Raw genomic sequence first — 21,694 nt, 5'->3', positions numbered from 1 at the left:
CATGGCAGGTAGTCTTGAAAAACGCGGGCTGCGCTCATGGCGCCTAATTTATTCGGACAAGGGGCCGACCGGGCGGGTCAAGAAAACCAAAACCATCACCGTTGAGCAGACTTGCGAAAAGACAAGCTGCAAGGGTTGCGCAAAGATAAGCCGCTGCAAAATTCGCGGAGAAGTGGAGAAACAGCTTGCTTTATTTGTTGACGCAATCGAAAAGGGCGCTTTTATTTGCCCGGCGAAACTAACCTTTAGTGACTTTGTAGAGCGCTGGCTTCGGGACTATGCCGAACCGAACCTTGAGCCAAAAACTGTGCATGGCTACAAGGAAAAACTAACAAGGATCCTGGAGGCTATGGGACATTTACGGCTTGAGGAAATCAGGCCCAACCATCTGCTGGAGTTCTACGCCAACTTGCAGGAGGACGGCGTGCGGAAGGACGGCAAACCCGGGGGACTGTCCCCTAACAATATCCGGCATCACCACCGGGTAATATCCTCCATTTTGCAGTCTGCCATTCAATGGCAGGTTATAGCAACAAACCCAGCCGCCAGGGTTAAGCCTCCAAGGGTACCGAAATACCAGGCTAGATGCTATGATGAGCAAGAGGTTACGGCAATGCTCGCGGCCTTGGAGAACGAACCGCTAAAGTACCGGGTGGCTGTAGTGCTTGCGTTGGATACCGGAGTGCGCGAGGGTGAATTAATGGGTTTTGAATGGGATGACGTTGATTTTACGATTGGCACTGTCAGAATCAAACAGGCCAGCCAATACTTACCCGGCGAAGGTACGTTCACCAAGAAGCCCAAGACTGAAATGTCCGAGGATATATTAGCGGTATCCCCTTCGGTTATGGCTATGCTAAAACAGTACAAGGCCCACCAAGCACAAGAGCGATTAAAGGCGGGTGATCTGTGGCAGGGGTCAGACAGGCTTTTTACCACCTGGGACGGACGCCCAATGCATCCCTACACGGTTGGCAGCTGGTTTCCGAAGTTTCTCAAAAGACACGGCTTGCCGCACCTCAATTTCCACGGTCTAAGACATACCAGCGCCACTCTATTAATCAACGCGGGCGCTCCAGTAAAAACGGTGTCGGGTAGACTAAGACATGCCAAAATCGGGACAACAATGGACATCTACGGGCATTATCTGAAAAGTGCCGACCGGGATGCAGCTGATAGACTAGAGCAAGTTTTTCAGCGCATGAAAGGTAACGAGAAAACAAAAGCACAAAGCAAATAATGCGAACGACGGGGTGAGGTCGCAGACGCCTCTTTATGCAGGCAATTGTTAACCCAGTTACTGGCTATGGTTAACAGTTCCTGCCCGCAATAATTAAAATATAAAAAGAAACCTCCCGGGCGCCGTCCAAGATACCTCGGCCGTGCCCCATAATTAGCCCATGCAAAGTTACCCTGCGAGGTTCTGTTAGGCGTAATTGTGGCTTGTTTGTCCCCAAATTGTCCCCATTATGCTAACAGTTCTGCTGAAATACAAAAAGCTAATGCCCGCAAACCCTTGCAAACACTAGCTTTATCTGGCCTCCCGGGAGGGATTCGAACCCGCGGCCTACGGATTAGAAGTCCGTTGCTCTATCCAGCTGAGCTACCGGGAGATAAAATTGGAGCGGGTGATGGGAATCGAACCCACACGACTGGCTTGGAAGGCCAGGGCTCTACCATTGAGCTACACCCGCCCAGTATTATTATTATATTTACGCTTCATCTGAAGCGAACAATATTATTATACAGAAAAATGTTTATGAAGTCAAAAAGTTTTTTGGATATTTAGATGAGTGCCTGAAACAAAATAATTGTTATACATAATTTAACTTAGTAAATAAAGTTGGTGATTAAAAATGATTGAGCTTTTTACTCAAATTGCTAATATTATCAACGACATGCATGATATCATTTGGGCATTTTGCAAACATCTAGGACTTCCTTTAACGGATAAGGACTTGCATTTTTGGGTGATCGGCTTGCTAGGAGTATTTTTTTTTATACTCACTGACACCCTTTTTAAATGGCTGGCTAAATATAATATTTCTTGGATATCCTTTATCTTTACATTTACCGTTATATCTATTCTGGTTTTAAGCCTGGAGGTCCAACAGAAGCTGACGGGTCGCGGCGACATGGAACTGCAAGATATTGCGGCCGGTTTATGGGGTTTTGGAGTTCTACTGGCTATTTATCTAGTCTGCAGGTTCTTGATCAAATTTTTAATAATTTACATTAAAAAAAATGTAATGCATGAATAATGGTTTGATTAAGCTAACAAAGGCTCCGTCGGCACTGATTTTTACATGCGGCTTAAATCCGGCCAACTGACAACACATCCGCTTTTTTATTTAAGGTTTTTGCTATTCAGCCGATAATATGGTTAATTATGTAATAACCAGAGTTGTATATATCCGGAGCAAACTTTATTATAGGAGGACTGATTGTGAAAATACAAAGCGCTGCCATATCCATGTCCAGTCAACATACTTATAATGAAAGACATGTTCAGGAAGAGTCGCTAAGAATATGGATAGGCAATCAAAAACCGAACAGCGGGGGACAAATTGCACTTTCCGGACAGCTTCTTGAAATCGAAACGGATGTTTTGGAAATTTCAGACGAAGCTAAAGCAAGACTGTTGCAGGAAAGACAGATGCTGAAAGAGCAGTTGGAAAGTAAGAGCAATATACAGCGGTCTAGCGGTGAAAACATTGTTTATGAATTAAGCGAAGAAGATAAGCAGAGAATACGTATTATGCAAAGTATCCTGCAGGCGCTAACAGGTAAGAAGATTAAATTTGTTACACCGGAAATAATCAGGTTACCGTCTGCCAATACAGCTGCAAATTACAATCTACCAGGGTTGACTACCGTCACAGCAAGGCAGTCAGTGGGCTGGGGATTAGAATATAATTATCACGAAGCCCACTTTGAGCAAGAGCAAACCACCTTTCAATCCACCGGTACAATAAAAACGGCTGACGGTAAAGAAATAAGCTTTTCCTTGCAAATTAACATGCGGAGAACCTTCGCCTCACAGCGGGATATAAGCATAATAGCCGGCAACGCCGCAGCCGTAGACCCACTGGTGATTAATTTTGACGGCACAGCACCTTCGCTAACCAATAATAAAATTAGCTTTGACCTGGACAATGACGGGCAAACAGATCAGATTTCCTTCCTCTGTCCGGGCAGCGGCTTTCTCGCCCTTGATGAAAATGGCGATGGGATAATTAATAACGGCGGAGAGCTTTTCGGTCCTCAAAGCGGCGACGGCTTTGCAGATTTAGCCCGCTATGATTCCGACGGAAATCAGTGGATTGATGAAAACGACCCTATTTATGAACGTCTGCGCATTTGGACAAAGGATGACAACGGTAACGATGTATTATTTGCACTAGGTGAAAAGGGCATCGGAGCCATTTATCTCGGCAATATCAGCACACCCTTTACTTTAAAAGACAGTGCTAATGGGCTGCAGGGCCAAGTGCAAAGAACGGGTATATTTATAAAAGAGGACGGCAGCGCGGGTACTGTGCAGCATGTCGACTTAGTACGTTAGATGCTTGGCATTTCCAATTCACCAGGATAACTGGATTCTTATTCTGTCAAGCAAAAATTCTTCACCATGATTGTAAATGCATTATCGGTTCGGACTCACATGTGATGCAAATCACATTAGACAAGTGACGTTGATTACTGCATTCTTGGATAAAATTCCGGTAATATTTGCCCAGGAGGTGTCAAAAAAAATGAAGAATACCCTGGAGCAAACAGTACCGGGTTGGCATAATATGGTAATAAAAACACTGGTTACTTACCTATGTAAGATGAAAGGCGGCCGATGCACGTCACTGCCGATGTTCTCCATATCCGGCCTATTTGTTACGGCACTGGGTAGTTTTGCCGGTATCGGACTGGTGGCGATTTTATCGGACCATTACCATTTACCGCTTTTGTTGCCCTCTTTTGGCGCTTCGGCAGTATTGCTTTACGCTGCCTGTCATGTACCAATGGCTCAACCCAGAAACGTTGTCGGAGGTCACCTTATATCAGCTTTAATGGGGGTTACGGTGTATCAAGTATGCGGTGATGCTTGGTGGGCCATAGCCTTGGGTGTAACGTCGGCCATTGTAGCCATGACCTTAACCCGTACATTACACCCGCCAGGCGGAGCCACAGCCTTTATTGCTGTTTACACCGCCCAGGACTTCGGTTTTATTTTTTCTCCAGTTGGGCTAGGTGCCTTGTGCCTGGTTCTTATTGCATTGCTAGTAAATAATATATCAACCGAACGCAAATACCCGGACTACTGGTATTAATTTAGCTAAAAATCAATAATGGCATTTATCTACATAACAAAATCTTTATTAAACATAGCAAATAAACAAACTACTTTGGGAGATAATAAATAAGGAAACTAAACACATTAACATAAGGAGGAGTGATTACAGAAATGAATCAACACGTCCACTGCATCATTAATAATTGCCACTATTGGAAGGAAGGCAACAAGTGCCTGGCTAATGAAATTCTAGTAACCCCCGATGCTTTTGCATCAGAACAGCTGGATAGTATTGACGCCACCATGGCCAAACAACTAACCCCTGCGGCAGCGGATTCCTGCATGTCTACTTGCTGCAAAACTTTTGTCCCCAAAAGCTCCGCAAAAATAAATGCCGACAATATCACCAAAATGTCCTGACATTAACATTATAGAAAAGTACACAGGTTACAATAGTAGCCTGTGTACTTATTACAATCGTACCAAACTGTATCAAGTAATTTCCAAAATATAGTTTAATGGGTGTTGAGGAATCATGTATTTGTAATAATCCCTAACTTTCTAAAGAGTATCATATAAAAAGATGTACTAATCTAAACACCCTTTCAAATAATGACTATATAACTATTGAAAGAGCTTATATTTTTCGCACATAATATTTGCAGGGTAAAGTTATTTCAGTAAACAAATTTTGCACACTGTGGTTATATAGCTCCATTTCCATTGCACATGCTGTTCTTTGTAACGCCACGCAAAGGAAACAATTCGTCCCACCACAGTTTTTGCAAGTTTTGCAAGGGGTTTTCACAATATTAGTTTTCATGGTCTCACCTTCCATGATTAATTTTCATTTATTATCATATTTTATATGCAAAACACATGCCAAATAACAAACTGTCATTTGGATTACCAAAAATATTATTAAGAATAACAAAAAACAATAACAAGCCTCTTATCTGAAGCATCTACCCCATAAAAGGCAGGCAGAACCCAGCAAAACGCCTGCCTAATGCGCAATATTGAAGGTTCACAGAGAGGATAACAATACTTTTTAAATAATGTTACGCCGATATCTATGCAAAAACGCATAGGCTGCTTTATGTATCATTGGATAAACTTCGTTCAAACAAGAAATTCTTCAAATGCCTATATTGACTTAGCTACCTCATGCAATATTACATAACCTAATGCAATATACTATACCTTGCCTTGATAATTACTTGTTGCTTGTTTACTATTAAATCATCTATGCAGGATTACATACCCGATGCAAATATGCATACTATAAACCTGCACTGTTAGTCTGACACACTACAATCGTAATTTATTATGATGAGGCGACATACTTATTAATAATTGAATATCCAGGTTTTTTTTAGAAATCAGATTTATTTAGAAATCAGGCCACTAACTAGAATATCAGCAACGAATTCTAGAACCATTAAATTGAACATCATTTAGAGAGTATGCTAATAAATGGGTTTAAAATTAGTTTCTAGTCCTTGATAATATAAATTAAAAATGATATATTAATATTTGCGGTCAGATAAACTTTATATTGCGGGCGTGGCGGAACGGCAGACGCGCTGGACTTAGGATCCAGTGGGGCAACTCGTGGAGGTTCAAATCCTCTCGCCCGCACCATTGATAAATCAAGCCCTCCGGGATTTCGGAGGGCTTTTAGTTTTAGTCACATATCCGAGGAAAGCGCGGTGTCATCATCACAATGAAACCTCAACTTCCCCGTAAAATAACTGAATATCCTTTTCAGGCAGCGGGCGACCTGGAGCTTTAACGCTTCTAAGTATCCCTTGATAGCTTCGTGGGCATTCTCCGGGACTTCCTGGATAGTATCCCCTTCAGTTATGCAACCGGGCAACGACGGCACGAGTGACAGCGTTGATATATATGGCTACGCTATGCAGACCATCCCGATGAAATTGTCTGGTCTAACAGCTAAGTTGAAATGAATAAATCAGGCCTTGACAGGAGAGAATTTTTGAATATGCTGCCCTATCAGCCAAGACTGATAACCGCCCCGAATTTCAGCGGATGGTGAAGGACAGATAGTGAAGGACACTTGTTTGATATGGTGCTTGTGTGGAAGTTAGACCGCTTCGTCCGAAACCGCCACGACAGCGCATACAATAAAGCTACTTTGGGAAAAACCGGTGTAAAAATGGTATCGGCTGCCGAAAGCATAGCCGAGGACAGCACCGGCATTTGTGGAGGTTGAGTTTATGGATGACTTTACAGAAAAAGATATGGAGGAAGCGCTCCGAGCCATAACTTCAATGATTAGCAGGGCTGAGAAAGCAAAAGAGAAATTTGCGCAAGGTACTTCTCAGTATACGTTAAAAAAGAACAGGCTTAAAGCCCTTCATATAGCTTCATCACTGATATCAAAAGGATTAGCAGAGAGTGACGCTGTGGATTGTTATACCGAAGAAGATTTGAAAAATGCGCTTGCACCAATCACTTCTCTGATTAGCAAATCTGATAAAGCACGAGCAAAATTAGCGCAAGGCACTTGGCAGCATACGATGCTTAGTAATAATCTCAAAGCACTCTATATAGCTTTGCCATTGTTAACGAAGGCATTGAGCGAGACAAGTGCCGAGACCAGATAGAGTAACACCGTATTATACGACATAATGCGAAGCAGCCAAATTCCAATTTATTGGTTATGTTGACTGGAAACAGAATAAATAATATGCTTTATACCGCGCCTGACGTTATGTCTAAAAAATGATGCCAGCGCTAACAGAATTAATATACTCATCCCGGAATCCCCTACTGGACATTTATTGAATTATAAAACCATTTTTTATAATATGCTGCATGCCGCAATAAGATACTAATAAATGCATCTTCCCGGACTTAAACAATATCTTTTTACATCCGCTGTCACGATCTGGCATTTATTGTTTGTCACCTAGTTGACAGAATTCGGTTTTTCAATAATATAGTATTATAAACATATGCTCCTTTTCTATGTTTTATATATTTTTTTGTTACCCCCATGGTGGGGTATTTTTTCGCCGGGGTTTCTGACAACCAATATGCGTATATTTATACAATATATTTCCATATTTTTATTAAACTATTAGTTTTCTGTTTCCAGACTTAAGAATATGAATAAAATTATAAGATAATTCTTTTCTTTTAAGATGAATTAACATATAATTTATTTATGCTCAAAACATTATTTCGTTTATTTATAGATAGTGAAATTTTTGTCTAAGTATAACATAAGAATGTATGCAAACCCGCCAAGTTAAAATTCATTAACCTAATCCTAATGGCTCAGATTAATTTCTTGATTTTTTAAATTAATTAGTTAAATATATTAAAATTGTTCTTTTGTTATGAATTACTGTGCATTACGAGCATTTTTAAAAAAGTTAAATATTAATCTATTTAGGAGGGGGGATTTAAATGAGTTTCATTGACGCAGAAAAAAGACAATTCTTTAATGAAGTCAGGGAAAAAAGCGGACAGCCCATTGAACTGTGCTACCAATGCCAAAAGTGTGCTTCGGGCTGTATTGCTACGGGATTCGCAGATTATTACCCCAATGAAATTATCCGTTTAGTACAGCTGGGCCAAAAAGAACGCGTATTAAACTGCTCCAGCATCTGGATTTGCTCTAGTTGTGAAACCTGTGGGGCTCGGTGCCCCAATGACATTAATGTTGCCGAGGTAATGGATGCCCTGAAAGAAATGGCCATTGCGGCCGGTATAGTTAAAGAAAAGAACATCAATTTGTTCCATAATGTATTTTTAAACTCAGTGCGTTCTCATGGCCGGGTACATGAAACGAGTATGATGGTCATTTACAAGATAAAAAGCGGCGATTTATTCTCTGATATGGGTGTTGGAATGGAAATGTTTAGAAAGGGTAAGATGCCGATATTGCCACACCGTATCAAAGCCAGGGGCAGAATTAAGGACATATTCAGCAAAACAGCTCACTAATTTATAAATATCGGCAATCTATATAAACAGCTATTAAAGGAAAGGAGTTACATAAATTGAAACTTTCCTATTTTCCCGGATGTTCTTTAGGGTCCACCGCTAAAGAATACGATATGTCCGCCCGGATCGCCTGTCAGGCACTGGGTATGGATTTGGTAGAGCTCAATGACTGGGTCTGCTGTGGAGCAACGTCTGCTCACAGTACCAACCACCTGTTATCTGTAGCCCTGCCGTCACGTAACGTGGCACTGGCCCAGGAAACGGGACTGGATCTGGCTATTCCTTGCTCGGCTTGCTACAGCCGGGTAAAAAAGGCTGACTATGTCTTACGCAATGATGATGATATGCGTAAAGAAATTGAAAGTATAGTAGATTTTAAATATAACGGAAATATTAACGTCGTTTCATTGCTGGAGGCCATAACCAACCAGATAGGTACGGATGCCATCGCCAAAAGGGTACAAAAGCCTTTAACAGGACTTAAGGTAGTTTGTTTCTATGGCTGTCTTTTGGTCAGGCCCCCTAAAGTAACCAATTTTGACAATCCTGAAAACCCCATGTCAATGGACAGGATAGTGAAGGCATTGGGTGCCGAGCCTATTCCCTGGTCATACAAAACAGATTGCTGCGGTGCTAACCTGGGCTTGACTTCCACCAAGGTTGTACAAGGTATGGTTAACCGTTTAATTGAGGCGGCCAAAGAGGTGGAGGCAATGGCTATCGTTACCTCGTGCCCGCTATGCCAATCTAATTTGGAGATGCGGCGCAAAGAAAGAGGCACCGACCTGCCGGCCTTTTATTTTACCGAACTGATTGGCCTGGCACTGGGACTGAAAGAAACTAAAAAATGGCTCAACTTGCATTTAATTAACCCCAACCCGCTGTTACAGTCATTGTCTCTGGCGGACTAAATTTTGTGATGGAGGTCTGGACTGATTGTGAATAATAACAATTCCGATCGCAAAAATAGCGGCAAAAAAGTTGGCTCCGTGCTGATTGTCGGCGCGGGCATCAGCGGTATGCAGTCCGCCCTGGACCTGGCGGAGGTGGGGTACAAGGTATATATCGTGGAAAAATCACCGGCTATCGGCGGACGTATGCCTATGCTGGACAAAACCTTCCCCACCAATGACTGCTCCATGTGTATCCTATCGCCCAAGCTGGTGGAATGCGGCCGCCACCGCAATATAGATGTATTGACCTGTTCTGATGTAATTGGTCTTTCCGGAGAAGCCGGCGACTTCACTGTACAAGTTAAAAAGCGGCCCCGCTACGTGGACCTCGACAAATGTGTGGGATGCGGCTCTTGCGCCGAGGCTTGTCCGGTAAAAGTATCCGATGACTTCAACCAAAATCTGGGTAACCGCAAAGCCATCTACAAGCTTTATCCCCAGGCGTATCCCAACGCCTACATGATTGACGCCACTAAATGTTTGAAAATGAAAAACCCCAAAGCCTGCGGTAAGTGTATCAAGGTCTGTCAGTCCAATGCCATTGATCATAACATGCAGGAAGAAATAGTTTCCTTAAATGTTGGCGCGATAATAATGTGCCCGGGCTATGATTTATTTAACGCCCAGTTGCGGGGTGAATACGGCTTTGGTGTGTATGAAAATGTGCTCACCAGTCTGCAGTTTGAACGCATGCTGAGCGCCTCGGGCCCATACGAAGGTCACGTGCAAACAGCCGGCGGCAACACCCCCAAGAAAATTGCCTTTATTCAGTGTGTAGGTTCCAGGGATGTATCTTTGTGCAACGGCTATTGCTCTTCAGTGTGCTGTATGTACGCCACCAAAGAGGCCGTTATTGCCAAAGAACACGTGCCTGGTCTTGATTGCACCATTTTCAATATGGACATTCGAGCCTTCGGTAAAGACTACGAGAAGTATTACAACCGGGCCCAGGACCAATATAATGTGCATTACATCAAGAGCATGATTTCATCGGTGAAGGAACTGCCCAAAACCAAGGAATTACGGGTACGCTATCGCACTCCGGAAGGTATGCAAGAAGAAGATTTTGAAATGCTGGTACTGTCCGTGGGCCTTAAACCCTCACAGGATGCCGTGGGTCTGGCCGGGATATTGGGTATTGAACTAAACGACTACAATTTCTGCCAGCTCAAGGAACTGTCCGGCGTGCAAACTTCCCGTGAAGGGATTTACGTAGCCGGTGTATTCAGCGGTCCAAGAGATATACCCGAGACTGTAATGCAGGCCAGCGCAGCCGCCGGAGACACTGCGGCTTTATTGTCCTCGGTGCGCAATACCGAAGTAACCGAAATGGAATTCCCCGCGGAAAGAGATGTCAGCGAGGAAGAACCGCGTATCGGAGTGTTTATCTGTCACTGCGGAATTAACATCGCCAGTGTAGTGGATGTACCCGCTGTGGTAGAGCATGTGAAAAAACTGCCTTACGTGGTTTACGCCACCAATACTCTGTATGCCTGTGCCCAGGACAGCCAGGCGGCCATGAAGGATCTAATCGCGGAACACAAGCTTAACCGCATTGTAGTAGCCTCCTGTAGTGTCCGCACCCACAAGCCACTGTTCCAGGAGACCATGAAGGAAGCGGGATTAAACGCCGCTTTGTTTGAAATGGCCAATATCCGTGACCAATGTTCCTGGGTACACCAGAAGCAGCCTGAAATAGCTACCATTAAAGCCAAAGATTTGGTAAGTGCGGCCGTGGCCAAGGCAGCCACACTGTGTGCAGCTAAAAATGTGACGGTTGGCGTAACAAACACCGCACTGATAATCGGCGGCGGCGTGTCCGGTATGACTTCAGCACTAAGCTTGGTGGACCAGGGCTATAGTGTGCATCTACTGGAAAAAAGCGACCGGCTGGGCGGTATGGCACTGCGTATTCATGAAGGGTTTAACGGCGAAAACATACCTTCCTTTGTGCAGCAGTTAATTAACAATGTAGAAAACAACCCGAGCATTAATTTATATACAAACACTGATATAGAAGAGGTATCCGGTTATACCGGCAATTTTAAAACCAAGCTGACCACCGGGCAGGTGTTGGAGCATGGTGTTTCCATCATTGCCACCGGTGGTGATGAGTCCAAGCCCACCGAATATCTTTACGGCGAAGATAACCGGGTCATGACCCAGCTTGAGCTGGACGAGGCCATCGCTAATAACGACCCCCGGATCAAATCAGCCGAGAATTTCGTAATGATCCAGTGCGTGGGTTCCCGGGAGGAAAATCGGCCTTACTGCAGCCGCATTTGCTGTACCAAGACAATGAAACTGGCTTTAAAAATAAAAGAAATAAACCCCGATGCTTCCATTATTGTACTGTACCGGGATATCCGTACCTACAGCTTCTATGAGGACTATTATCGGGAGGCCCGGGCCAAGGGTGTAATCTTCTTCCGCTACGATGTGGATAATAAGCCTAAAGTAGAGCTGGTAAGCGTAGACGGCCAGAACAAGCTGCGAGTGACCGCTACCGATCATATTATGGGCGAAACATATGATATTGAAACCGATATACTCACTCTGGCCGCGCCTATCGTACCGTCCGAGTCCAATATGCACATATCGCAGCTGTTTAAAGTGTCCCTGAATCCGGATAATTTCTTCCAGGAAGCCCACATGAAGCTGCGCCCGGTAGACTTTTCCGCCGACGGTATTTATATGTGCGGACTGGCTCATGGTCCCAAGTCCATTGATGAAAGCATTGCCCAGGCCAAAGCGGCCGCAGGCCGGGCCACCAGTATTTTAAGCCACGACAAGCTGGAATCCAGCAGCGTGGTAGCGGTGGTTAACCCGGACCTTTGCGCAGCTTGTCTGACCTGCGTGAGGCTATGCCCCTTCAAGGCACCGCGCATTAATGAAAATCATGTGGCTGAAATAGAGGCGGTCGTTTGTCAGGGCTGTGGTACCTGCGCCGGCGAGTGCCCCAACAAGGCTATTACTCTGCAAAGCTACAGCCATAAACAGCTAACTGCTCAAGTACGGGGCATATTTAACCAACCCCAGCCGTAAATTCGCGATCGGCAATGATTTTATTTGATATATTAAAATTCCTCCCACTACGGGGGGATTTTTTCTATTTATTTACCGTTATTTTCATAGCATTTCAGCAAGTCTACCGGGCAAATATAAATACAATCTAATAATAAGGAGGGTTATAATGGCCGCAGAACTGGGAGCACACGAGATTATGCAATTGCATGAAGTTTTAACAGATACTATTGACGGTATCAACCAATTTCATCTTTACCGTCCCCATGTGCAAGATCCGCAGCTGCGTACAGTATTAGACAATCAAATAGGTTTTATGACCCAGGAATATAACAATATGGTGCAGACCGTGCAGCAGCAGAAAAGAAGTGAAGCAGTTCCCTACCGCAGGGTTAAAAATACTTCTCCGGCGTATGGATTAAAAAACCCCTCACCTAATGCACCCAATATTTCACCTGACGAAATGGACGATAGGGATGTAGCCAGCGGTATGCTGGGTTGCCATAAAGCATCCGCCAACCTCAAAATGATGGCGTCATTGGAATTTGCCGACCCCACTTTAAGAAGAATGCTCCAGCAGGGTGCTATAAACTGCAGTGAACAGTCCTTTGAGGTGTGGAATTACATGAATCAAAAAGGCATGTACCAGGTACCGACCATGAAACCAATGACCACCAACACTATGATTAATACATTTGGTATGGCGCAAATACCACAGCTTAGCTAAAACCGAACCCAAAAAAAAGGACAGCCAACTTTGCCGCTGTCCTTTTTTACCCGCTCCAAGCAGCTTCTCCTATCTAAAACAAAAGACAATATCAACCACGCTTAGATTCATTATCCCAGGCGGCCATATAAGCAGTCATATCCCGTTCACTGAACAACACAAAGCGGATTAGCTCAGGCGGAACATATTCACGCGCAAATTCACGCACCACAGCTGCTGCGATAGCCGCCGCTTGGTCAATAGGGTAGCGGTAGGCCCCCGTGCTGATGGAAGGGAAAGCAATGCTTTTAATTCCTATTTCCCGCGCCAACTGCAGGCAATTGTTATAGGCATCCCTCAGCAGAGCCGCCTCATTGTAGTTGCCTCCATGCCACACCGGTCCTACGGTGTGAATAACATAGCGTGCGGATAAATTACCCCCGCCGGTGATTATCGCCTGGCCTGTAGGACAGCCACCCTGACGGGCTCTGATTATCTTACATTCCTCAAGTATCTGCGGACCACCGGCACGATGAATGGCGCCATCCACACCGCCACCTCCCAGCAGGCTGGAATTAGCCGCATTTACGACAGCCTCGGTATCCTGCCCGGTAATATCACCGCGTATAATTTCCACCCGGGTTTTGTTAAGCATAAACTGCATTTTCTTACCTCCTTTACAATCTTGACCATCTATATTTATTTAGGGCTCACTCATAAGAATGGTTTTCCAATCTTAATCCCCGATAACGCCCTATATCTTACATATCTGCCATATATTTTCCCATATGCAGCCGAAATTGTATTTACTTGAACAACAGATAATTATACAATTAGGCTAGTCGAGGCTAGAAAGGAAGTGACCAACAAATGCATGAAAACAGATCAGATATCAAAGGGGTATTATACAAGCCTGAAACAGGCGAAATTTGGGTGACCAACCATTTTAACCAGCCGCTCTTAATGAAAGAATGGGCTTGACTGTGCGATACAAAAAAGGCCCAGGGTTGGGCCTTCCTGCCAATCAACGACGCACATGAAATGTTAACCCAAATTGAAGGTAAATGGTATGTGAAAGAGCAGTACCGGCAACTCCAACCACCGCCTCTTATTTGCCCTTTATAATTTTTCTGGCGGCCACGGCGCCCAGCACCCCCACGGCAACGCCGCCGGTCATACTTAAATTCTCCGAAAGGCCTGCCTCGGTGGCTAAAAGGTAATACACAGTCACCGACGCAAACACAGTCAGTATCATTGGGAAAAAAGTTTTACTCATTTTTATCCCGCCCTGCATTAATAGTAAGACTTACAGTCGCTGCCCGAAGTCTCATGGACAGCGGCTAACACTATATATACCGGTCATTTTTATCTCGTAAGACCAATACCAAACATCAGCTGGTCCGTTATTACCGCCTTTGTTTTACAAATTCCAGTACCGCCCCGGGCATCTGTTCACGGTCTGCCACGGTAAGATGTCTTATCCGGCGCTCGGCAAGTCCGCTAAGGCCCGAAGGTACGGGCAGACCGCTGAAATCAGACAGCATCTGCAGCAGTGCAAACTCGTCCCGGCCCGCTGTACGTTCCTCGCCCAGCAGCGCCTTAGCCACGCTGGCGTTAAATTTAAATGGGCTGGCCGTGGACAACACCACGGTGGGCCGGTCATCACCGGTACTATGGCGGTAAAGGTCATACACATGCAGTCCCACCGCCGTGTGAGTATCCACCACATAACCGTACCGGCGATGGGTTTCTTTGATGGATGACATAGTAGCGGCATCGTCGGCGTAGTCCGACCAGAACAGTGCCTGTATCTGCTCCCGCGTGCTGTCATCCACCGTATAACGACCTTTAGCCGCAAGATCGGCCATCCACTGCCGCACCTTGGACGCGTCATGACCGGTAAGCTCATAAAGCAAGCGCTCCAGATTACTGGAGATAAGTATGTCCATGGAGGGGGAGATGGTTCGTTTAAAATCGCGATTGCGATCATAAATGCCGCTGGCAATGAAATCAGTGAGCACATTATTTTCGTTAGCGGCGCATACCAACCGATGCACGGGCAAGCCCATCTGCCTGGCGTAAAACCCTGCCAGTATATTGCCGAAATTGCCCGTGGGCACCACGAAGTTAACGGCCTCGCCAAACTGCACATGTCCCCGTCTTACAAGATCCGCGTAAGCCGAGAAATAATATACTATCTGGGGCGCCAAACGTCCCCAGTTGATAGAATTAGCTGAGGAAAACTTATAGCCGCACTCTGCAACGGCCTGCTGCATAGCTACGTCGCCAAATATAGCCTTAACACCGCTCTGGGTATCGTCAAAATTGCCCCGAACGGCATAAACGCCTACATTTCCGCCCTCCTGAGTAACCATTTGCATTTTTTGTACTTCACTGACCCCTTTTTCCGGGTAAAATACCATGATAGCGGTGCGGGGCACATCTTTAAAGCCTTCCAGCGCGGCCTTGCCGGTATCGCCCGAAGTAGCCACCAGTATGAGAATACCCGCACTCTCCCCTGTTTTTTGCATAGATGTTACCAGTAAGTGGGGCAGTATTTGCAAAGCCATATCCTTAAATGCACAGGTTGGCCCATGCCAAAGTTCCAGCACACTCAGCCTTGTGTCCAATTCAGCCAGCGGAGCCACCTCGGGGTGATCGAAGCTGTTCGCATTGTAGGCATGGTCTATTGAGCAGCGAATTTCGTTCGAGGCAAAGTCAGTCAAATAAGGTCCAAGTATTTTATCAGCCCGCTGCTGATAGGACATGCCAACCATATCCTGAATATCTTTCATAGACATCATTACCCGCTCAGTAGGCACAAATAACCCACTGTCGGGAGCAATACCCAGTTTAATAGCCTCTGCGGCGGGCAGCGGCCCGTATTCTCCTCTGGTGCTTGTATATAACATAAATAACTCCTCCCGCCAATTAATTGCTTATATCCTTATTACATTAAACAACAAAAGAACTATTACAGTCAATTAAGTTAAAGAACCTTAATGCGTTCATCCATATCCATAATCGCACTATTGGCCCATATAAATAGCCGGTAATTCGCATTATAGGGAATCACCGACTGTTCGTATCTATACGGTCCTGACAGTATACGGTTACAAACACATCCGACAGCATTAAACACCGGTTTGTCTTTTAAGGGTTGACCAACCCAAAAGGTCATAGACAAATCAGTAAGCAAAAAACGCTTCGATAAATTGAGATAAGGCGAATATTACCGCTAAAACCGCCCAGACTCCGGTCAGCACCTTTGTTAAAACAAGCCCAACCAAGAAAAGTCCAATTATACTCCTAATAATTCTATCGGTATTGCTCAAGTTGCGCTGCCAATCCAAATGCATAATATCAATCCTTTACAGCCATATTTTTATAATTTTTTGATCTTGTTGGGATTCGGCCTTAAAACAAACTCAACACCTTTGTCCTGATCTGTCCAAAAGGATGTAAGGCGGTAGCCCTGGTTTAACAATCCACGGCATTCATCTATCGCCTGTTCAATATTTGTTAAAAACACCTCTCCGGAAATATCCCCTATATTCGGTGTATTATCTATATACACTGTTTTATCATCCCGCCCCGCACCATTATTTGACCGGATAACCCTTACTTCGGACAATAGAGAACACCGCTCCTTTCGATGCCGGAATATGATTGTCCTATTCACTTATCCTGAAAATAGCAGCAGGTAATTTTCATCCTTCTGCTGGTGCCGCGTTAGCGGCATGGATGTCTATATACTAAATATTATTATATCTAACTGCTTTCGTTATTACTCTTCGCCCGCAGCAGGTTCCCATTTACCAAACACCTGCCCGCAGCGACAGCCGTAGGTTACATAGTGATAACGCAAATTTTCCTCGATGCTTAAAATACGCACACTGCTTTTGTATGTATATATACAATCGCCACAGCCGGGACATTTATCTCCATTAATAACATTTTTAGCTTTAATTAATGACCATCTGGACTCCTTGGCAGCGTATACATAATAATCAGCAAAGCTAAATTTGGTGATATGGTAACGGTCCAGTATGGCCCGTATAGTCTTCAGCATTATCTCCCTGGTCTTACCGGTTTGAGTAAATAAAAAAGTGTCTACGGCGGCCCTCATGACATGCTGATCATCGGTAGTGGGAAATTCCAATATATTGGCTGTCTGCATGTTCTGTCCTCCATTAAAATCTATTTTCTATTGTACATTATTAATTGACAATTTGGGTAGATTTAATACATTAAAAACCGGCTTACTTTTAATCGTTTGCTTAATATTCTGGCAAATAACAGCGAAGGAGTGTTATAATTGTTTAGCAGATCCTGCAAAAGAAACTAATTAAAGCCGAGGGATTTTCCATCAAATTTAATAAAGCAGAGCAGCATCCGATCAGTGGAATGAAATCCGGTTTTTAAATAGCCGATTTCAATCTTGCAATAGAAAAGGAGGTAAACCAGCATATTTTTCCTACGATCGTCGGGAATATTTACTTTGCTGGGTTTTATTTATGCAAAACAGCCTGAAAAAAAGCAGTCATAAGCTGCGCCCGCTAAGCAGGTCCAAGTTATATGATTTAATTGCCACCGCCCGGGGCAGCACCCCGGCGGACCTTTTTATAAAAGACGGCACAGTAATAAATGTATACACCGGAGAATTGCTGACCGCCAATGTGGCAGTGAAAGGCAGGCATATTGCCTACGTAGGCAGCTCCGACAGCATGATTGGTGAAGGCACAGAAGTTCACAGCGCTAAGGGACAGTACCTTTGCCCGGGTTATATCGAACCGCATGCCCATCCCTTTCAAACATATAACCCGATTACCCTTGCAGAAAAGGTGATGACCCTGGGTACCACCACGCTGGTGTGTGATAACTTATTTTTCTTTATGAACATGAACGACACCAAGCTGGCCGAGCTGTGGCAGGAATTCGCCACACTGCCCGTAAAATTATTGTGGAGCGTGCGCCTGGACCCTCAGACCTATTCCCGGCGCAGGATGGAACGTTTTGACCCGCAGACTGTTGAGCGGTTGCTGAATACGCCACTGGCCCGGCAGGTGGGTGAGTTGACCGACTGGCCGTCGCTGATAGCGGGACAAGAGCAAATGCTGGACAATATCCTCACGGCGGGCCGGCTGGGCAAAAGGGTGGAAGGACACGCGCCCGGGGCATCCGTTAAGACTCTGAATGCGCTGGCTGCCGGAGGTATAACAGCGGACCACGAGAGTATCACCGGGGAAGAGGCGCTGCGCCGACTGCGACTAGGCATGTACGCTACACTGCGACATAGTTCGCTGCGCCCCGACCTGCCCCGGTTAATCCAAGAATTACTGGCTTCGGGTGTTAACCTATCCCGGATTATGATCACTACCGATGGCGTAACACCGCCCACCATGCGGCATGGCTTTACCGATGCTATTTTGCGTTTAGCCATGCAAGCCGGACTGCCTCCGGTGGATGCCTACCGCGCGGCTACACTGAATCCGGCTGTTTACTACGATATGGACGATGAATTGGGTGGTATTGCTCCGGGTCGCCTGGCTGATATATTGTTCTTGTCTGACCTCACCAACCCCACACCCGTTAAGGTGCTGGCCGAAGGCCGGTGGATGGCCGACAACAACCGGTTACTAGTGGAGCTTCCACAGCCCAATTGGCGGCACTACCACATAAAACCTGTAGCAGGCTCCGCTGCCAAGTTAACCCCGCACGATCTGATCCCCGTGGTAAGTGAAGTCCCACATAAAGAGTGTATAATAAATGAGACTGCACTTGAGGTAAGAGAAAGGACACAAAAAGAAAAGCATCCGACACACGAAAAGGATATGCAACTTATTGCATCAACAGCTATTTTTCCCGTAATGCACCTGATCAACCCGGTAATAACCCGGCGACGCGACATAGAACTACCTGTAGAAAACGGTTATTTAGACATATCGGAGCACCGGAATATTGTTTATGCCGCCCTTTTAAACCGAGAGGGAAATTGGGTAACCAATGGTCTACTGAGCAACTTCGCTGATAGCCTGGATGGACTGGCCTGCTCCAATACCATCACCGGTGACATACTGACCCTGGGCAATGACCCGGTCTGCATGCTGCAAGCCATTGAGCGCATGTATGATATGGGCGGCGGTCTGGTAGTAACGGAAAAAGGCAGCATCATCTATGAGTTGCCTCTGCCGTTGGGCGGCATTATGAGTCCATCACCCGTAGATAAATTAATTGACCGCTGTAGTACACTCTACAAACTGCTGGCTGAACGGGGACACGTCCATTACGACTTACTATATACGCTATTATTCCTATCCGCCACTCACTTGCCCGAGCTGCGTCTGTCTCCAAGTGGCGTGTTATCCGTAAAAGATAAAAAGCTACTGGTACCGGTGAAAAAGACAGGCAGAAGTTTGTAATTTGCCAAAATGCTGGTATACTAGCCTTATACGATCAATTTGGGGCCTTAATTTATAAAATTATGAGCAGATATGGATTATACCTTATATCTTTTACGTTGGCACGAAAGGAGCGAAAGCCTGGTCAAGAAATCTAGCTGAATATATTTACGCGAAAAATCAGTTAGTTTTTTTTGGATCAGGTATTACAATTATGCTGCATAGTGGAAAATTGACAGGCATTTTGTCCGGGATGGAGCAAACCTCATGCAAAGATATGGTGCTGGGTAAGCCTATGGTAGTACAGGATACCACGCTGTTGCCAATTATATCGGTGTCCACCGCCTACGGTGGCACCACTTCACAACAGGGCGCGGGAGGCGGGGGCATTCGCCTGGACCCGGTGGCGATAGTGGCCGTAAAAGAAGATATCATCAATGTTTTTTCCTTGCGCCCCGGTCAGACCGTGAGTCCACTGGAGAACCTGGCATCACTGATACCTGAAATATTATCCGCTGCACAAATAAAACGTGATACTGAGGAGCAGGGCAACCGGCGGACCAGCCAATGACTGCAGCAGACCCGCGATTAAAGCTAGGGTACTACATTTAATCATAAAACAAGGTGATGCATGTATTGCCATTAGAAGGTTCAGCTCCGAAAGAAATTTTCTCAGTGACCTCTTATGTCCCAAGAAAGGAATGAGAATTATAATGACCGATATAATAAACATGGAAAACCTGCGTCTGGAAAAGATACTGCGCGAGCTTTACAATGCCCAAAAATGTACGTTTTTTTTGGAAAATGCAATGGATAAAATTATGAACCAGTTTTCACTTTCAGAACAACAAGCTATAGAATTAGCCAAAATACTGATGGATAAGAACCTTATCTCCACTAATGCCTTTTTACCGGCTACATTCCTACGTCCCCAACATATTCGCAGTTTTCCTATTGTTCTTACTGCCAAGGCCATAGCAATCCTTAAAGAAGGCACCACAGACCGGTAGGCAACTTTAGCTCAATTAAACTACTGCAAGTAACCAGATCAATAATCCGACACAGTCTGTTTCAATTTTGATTATACATTATAGAAACGAGGTGCTGTCAATTCCATATCGAGAGATTATTTTGCCATTGAAATGCTTTGCCACACTTGCAATGACATTTGTAAAGCCACACCCGGGAAAAGCTCGGCAGAACCAGCAAAAAATTCACATTAATTAGATTACCAGGCACTTCGCGAATGCGAGGTGCTTTTTTTAACATAGTATTAGTCTTAGTTAGGTTAATAAAAAATTATAATTACATTAACTTTTTTAAATCAGGGACTAACAAAACGTTCATTTTCCGGTATAATGAGTCAAAGGAGTGAAGCCATGATTAATGTTATCCAACGCCACTGGCTTACCACTGTACGCTTTGATTCACCTCCCCCAGGTAATGAAGCTAAAGTTAATACAGATGCCGCAGTAATCACAGAGCACCAGCGAGAGCACGCACACTTAAATAGCGCTCAAGCTGCGGAGTTGGATGCGTTCCGGCAACAAAAAACCGGATATATTAACGCTCAAACAGTGTATTGCGGTACCGACTGCGAGATTAGCACACGGTTGCAGGTGGACCCAATTAGCTTTAAAATCATGGATGCCGCTTGGGAAAACCACTCCCCGCCTGTAGCTATTACAAATGTCCCCGGCATGCGTGGCATTGAGGCCTACTTTAACTGCGGTCCGGCAATTAAAGAAGCGCTGGCTGGTCTGGGGCCTTTTCTCCGCGCCCTGTTTTCCGAAACAATACGCGGCATTATCCAAGCTGAAACATTTTTATTTAAGGAACGAGGTTTTGCTTCGGCTTCCGATTACAGTAAGTATTGGGAAAAGTTTTATGCCAATTCCTGCCGCTATTACAGCAACCTTGACAAAGTCAGTCAAAGCTGGGATGATTATGCTTGTTACATGCGTTCCGGCAACCTATTCAACCGATTTAAATCATATTCAGTTTACGCAACACCAGATTTCAGTTATCACGTTATTGCCACATTTAGCGATTCTTTTCACGAATTAAGCATTGAATTGGATATCGAAAAAAATATGGTAATTACCGGTGCCGGTGGCACATTACTGCGTGCGCCGGATAAAATTTGTAAAGAAGCCGCCGTATTTCTGCAGCAATTACCCGGTCATACCACAACCAGTCTCAGTAAAAAGCAAGTAGCCGCTCTATTAGGTAAGGGTAACGGCTGTGTACACATTATTGATACTGTGTATGACGCACTTGCTTCAGTTGGTATGGCGGCCAATCGTCATGCCGGCTGAGATATTTTATTTGTTTTTGCCACAGG

At 44.9% G+C, this 21,694-nt stretch carries 20 protein-coding genes, 3 tRNA genes and 1 pseudogene; 16 read left to right on the top strand and 8 right to left on the bottom strand.

Annotated features, from left to right (window positions below):
* Nucleotide 1: 1 nt before the first annotated feature.
* Nucleotides 2-1,240: a tyrosine-type recombinase/integrase gene (locus tag ABDB91_RS08450; RefSeq protein WP_347491157.1), complete on the top strand. Its 1,239-nt coding sequence runs from the start codon at nucleotides 2-4 to the stop codon at nucleotides 1,238-1,240.
* Nucleotides 1,241-1,536: 296 nt separating this feature from the next.
* Here the strand turns inward: ABDB91_RS08450 and ABDB91_RS08445 are convergent.
* Both ABDB91_RS08445 and ABDB91_RS08440 read right to left on the bottom strand, forming a co-directional pair.
* Nucleotides 1,537-1,613: transfer RNA gene (locus ABDB91_RS08445), tRNA-Arg, on the bottom strand.
* Between the two features lie 7 nt (nucleotides 1,614-1,620).
* A tRNA-Gly gene (locus ABDB91_RS08440) sits at nucleotides 1,621-1,694 on the bottom strand.
* Nucleotides 1,695-1,856: 162 nt separating this feature from the next.
* On the opposite strand from ABDB91_RS08440, the gene ABDB91_RS08435 reads away from it, so the two are divergent.
* The 5 genes from ABDB91_RS08435 to ABDB91_RS08415 all read left to right on the top strand — a co-directional run bounded on the left by ABDB91_RS08435 (nucleotide 1,857) and on the right by ABDB91_RS08415 (nucleotide 5,932).
* Complete coding sequence (locus ABDB91_RS08435) at nucleotides 1,857-2,261, top strand: hypothetical protein (RefSeq protein ID WP_347491156.1); 405 nt, start codon at nucleotides 1,857-1,859, stop codon at nucleotides 2,259-2,261.
* 185 nt (nucleotides 2,262-2,446) lie between these two features.
* A complete protein-coding gene (locus ABDB91_RS08430) occupies nucleotides 2,447-3,565 on the top strand; it encodes a hypothetical protein (RefSeq protein ID WP_347491155.1) in 1,119 nt (372 codons plus the stop codon).
* A gap of 190 nt (nucleotides 3,566-3,755) precedes the next feature.
* The gene (locus ABDB91_RS08425) at nucleotides 3,756-4,325 is read left to right on the top strand and encodes an HPP family protein (RefSeq protein ID WP_347491154.1); all 570 of its coding nucleotides are present in this window, start codon (nucleotides 3,756-3,758) and stop codon (nucleotides 4,323-4,325) included.
* Between the two features lie 134 nt (nucleotides 4,326-4,459).
* A complete protein-coding gene (locus ABDB91_RS08420; protein ID WP_347491152.1) occupies nucleotides 4,460-4,708 on the top strand; it encodes a DUF1540 domain-containing protein in 249 nt (82 codons plus the stop codon).
* Between the two features lie 1,140 nt (nucleotides 4,709-5,848).
* A tRNA-Leu gene (locus ABDB91_RS08415) sits at nucleotides 5,849-5,932 on the top strand.
* Nucleotides 5,933-5,978: 46 nt separating this feature from the next.
* On the opposite strand, the gene ABDB91_RS08410 is transcribed toward ABDB91_RS08415, so the two are convergent.
* Complete coding sequence (locus ABDB91_RS08410) at nucleotides 5,979-6,176, bottom strand: type II toxin-antitoxin system HicB family antitoxin (protein ID WP_347491151.1); 198 nt, start codon at nucleotides 6,174-6,176, stop codon at nucleotides 5,979-5,981.
* Nucleotides 6,177-6,298: 122 nt separating this feature from the next.
* Here ABDB91_RS08410 and ABDB91_RS08405 point away from each other — a divergent pair.
* The 6 genes and pseudogenes from ABDB91_RS08405 to ABDB91_RS08380 form a co-directional block, all read left to right on the top strand.
* A pseudogene (locus tag ABDB91_RS08405) lies at nucleotides 6,299-6,497 on the top strand (recombinase family protein); the annotation flags it as partial.
* Between the two features lie 31 nt (nucleotides 6,498-6,528).
* Nucleotides 6,529-6,918 carry a hypothetical protein gene (locus tag ABDB91_RS08400; RefSeq protein ID WP_347491150.1) on the top strand — a complete coding sequence of 130 codons (390 nt, stop codon included), beginning with the start codon at nucleotides 6,529-6,531 and terminating at the stop codon, nucleotides 6,916-6,918.
* Nucleotides 6,919-7,726: 808 nt separating this feature from the next.
* A complete protein-coding gene (locus tag ABDB91_RS08395) occupies nucleotides 7,727-8,266 on the top strand; it encodes a 4Fe-4S dicluster domain-containing protein (RefSeq protein ID WP_347491149.1) in 540 nt (179 codons plus the stop codon).
* Between the two features lie 56 nt (nucleotides 8,267-8,322).
* The gene (locus ABDB91_RS08390; protein ID WP_347491148.1) at nucleotides 8,323-9,177 is read left to right on the top strand and encodes a CoB--CoM heterodisulfide reductase iron-sulfur subunit B family protein; all 855 of its coding nucleotides are present in this window, start codon (nucleotides 8,323-8,325) and stop codon (nucleotides 9,175-9,177) included.
* Nucleotides 9,178-9,198: 21 nt separating this feature from the next.
* Complete coding sequence (locus ABDB91_RS08385; protein ID WP_347491566.1) at nucleotides 9,199-12,264, top strand: FAD-dependent oxidoreductase; 3,066 nt, start codon at nucleotides 9,199-9,201, stop codon at nucleotides 12,262-12,264.
* A 148-nt stretch (nucleotides 12,265-12,412) separates the two neighbouring features.
* Nucleotides 12,413-12,970, top strand: a complete 558-nt coding sequence (locus tag ABDB91_RS08380) for a spore coat protein (RefSeq protein WP_347491147.1) — start codon at nucleotides 12,413-12,415, stop codon at nucleotides 12,968-12,970.
* Nucleotides 12,971-13,061: 91 nt separating this feature from the next.
* On the opposite strand, the gene ABDB91_RS08375 is transcribed toward ABDB91_RS08380, so the two are convergent.
* The 5 genes from ABDB91_RS08375 to ABDB91_RS08355 form a co-directional block, all read right to left on the bottom strand.
* Nucleotides 13,062-13,604 carry an O-acetyl-ADP-ribose deacetylase gene (locus tag ABDB91_RS08375; RefSeq protein WP_347491565.1) on the bottom strand — a complete coding sequence of 181 codons (543 nt, stop codon included), beginning with the start codon at nucleotides 13,602-13,604 and terminating at the stop codon, nucleotides 13,062-13,064.
* 453 nt (nucleotides 13,605-14,057) lie between these two features.
* Nucleotides 14,058-14,225, bottom strand: a complete 168-nt coding sequence (locus ABDB91_RS08370) for a hypothetical protein (RefSeq protein ID WP_347491146.1) — start codon at nucleotides 14,223-14,225, stop codon at nucleotides 14,058-14,060.
* A 130-nt stretch (nucleotides 14,226-14,355) separates the two neighbouring features.
* Nucleotides 14,356-15,861 (bottom strand): threonine synthase, encoded by a 1,506-nt coding sequence (gene thrC, locus ABDB91_RS08365; RefSeq protein WP_347491145.1) that lies wholly within the window; start codon nucleotides 15,859-15,861, stop codon nucleotides 14,356-14,358.
* Between the two features lie 473 nt (nucleotides 15,862-16,334).
* Nucleotides 16,335-16,583, bottom strand: coding sequence for a hypothetical protein (locus tag ABDB91_RS08360; RefSeq protein ID WP_347491144.1), 249 nt, complete (start codon nucleotides 16,581-16,583; stop codon nucleotides 16,335-16,337).
* Nucleotides 16,584-16,736: 153 nt separating this feature from the next.
* Nucleotides 16,737-17,129, bottom strand: coding sequence for a hypothetical protein (locus tag ABDB91_RS08355; protein WP_347491143.1), 393 nt, complete (start codon nucleotides 17,127-17,129; stop codon nucleotides 16,737-16,739).
* A gap of 337 nt (nucleotides 17,130-17,466) precedes the next feature.
* On the opposite strand from ABDB91_RS08355, the gene ABDB91_RS08350 reads away from it, so the two are divergent.
* The 4 genes from ABDB91_RS08350 (at nucleotide 17,467) to ABDB91_RS08335 (ending at nucleotide 21,668) form a co-directional block, all read left to right on the top strand.
* Entirely contained in the window at nucleotides 17,467-19,371 is a 1,905-nt protein-coding gene (locus ABDB91_RS08350) for an adenine deaminase C-terminal domain-containing protein (RefSeq protein ID WP_347491142.1), read from the top strand.
* Between the two features lie 193 nt (nucleotides 19,372-19,564).
* On the top strand, nucleotides 19,565-19,921 hold the full coding sequence (locus ABDB91_RS08345; protein ID WP_347491141.1) for a spore germination protein GerW family protein: 357 nt from the start codon (nucleotides 19,565-19,567) through the stop codon (nucleotides 19,919-19,921).
* Nucleotides 19,922-20,063: 142 nt separating this feature from the next.
* A complete protein-coding gene (locus ABDB91_RS08340) occupies nucleotides 20,064-20,360 on the top strand; it encodes a hypothetical protein (protein WP_347491140.1) in 297 nt (98 codons plus the stop codon).
* Between the two features lie 369 nt (nucleotides 20,361-20,729).
* Nucleotides 20,730-21,668 (top strand): DUF2889 domain-containing protein, encoded by a 939-nt coding sequence (locus ABDB91_RS08335; protein ID WP_347491139.1) that lies wholly within the window; start codon nucleotides 20,730-20,732, stop codon nucleotides 21,666-21,668.
* The last annotated feature ends 26 nt before the right edge of the window (nucleotides 21,669-21,694 follow it).

Origin of the sequence: Desulfoscipio sp. XC116 (genome assembly GCF_039851975.1) — a bacterium.
Taxonomy (GTDB): Bacteria; Bacillota; Desulfotomaculia; order Desulfotomaculales; family Desulfallaceae; genus Sporotomaculum.
Note: the sequence above shows the minus strand (reverse complement) of the source record. Positions and strands in the feature narration are given on the sequence as shown.